The sequence below is a fragment of the Candidatus Pelagibacter communis genome (assembly GCF_001180025.1).
Lineage (GTDB): Bacteria > Pseudomonadota > Alphaproteobacteria > Pelagibacterales > Pelagibacteraceae > Pelagibacter > Pelagibacter ubique_A.
On record NZ_CVSK01000013.1, the window covers coordinates 1 to 502 of the forward strand.

Below are 502 nucleotides of genomic sequence, written 5' to 3' on the forward strand. Positions count from 1 at the left end.
TAATATTTTTAATTTAAATGAAGACGCAAAAAAACAAGCAATAACATTAATTAAATCAATAGCTTCAATGATTGCTGCTGCTGCAAATTTAGCAGGTACATAAATCATAGTTGCATCTGCTCCTACTTCATTTTTTGCCTCTAAAACGCTATTAAAAACTGGTCTGTCTAAATGTTTTTGTCCACCTTTCTTTGGCGTAACTCCACCAACAAGATTGGTTCCATATTTTATAGCCTGCTCTGAATGAAATGTTCCATGTGAGCCAGTAAATCCCTGACAAATTACTTTAGTATTTTTATTTACCAAAACCGACATTTTATTTTATCGCCTCAACAATTTTCTTAGCAGCGTCATCTAAATTTTCTGCAGAAATTAATTTTAATCCAGAATTATCAAGAATTTTTTTTCCTTCTTTGAAATTTGTGCCTGCTAATCTTACAACCAAGGTTCAATAGATTGATATTGTTTATATAAGCCATTTAAATCACCAATCAAATCTCTT

At 30.9% G+C, this 502-nt stretch carries 2 pseudogenes; both read right to left on the bottom strand.

Annotated elements, in window-relative coordinates:
• A pseudogene (locus tag AMN83_RS00250) lies at positions 1 to 315 on the bottom strand (hypothetical protein); the annotation flags it as partial.
• A 1-nt stretch (position 316) separates the two neighbouring features.
• Positions 317 to 445: pseudogene (gene sucC / locus AMN83_RS05110) on the bottom strand (succinate--CoA ligase subunit beta); the annotation flags it as partial.
• Positions 446 to 502: the final 57 nt, after the last annotated feature.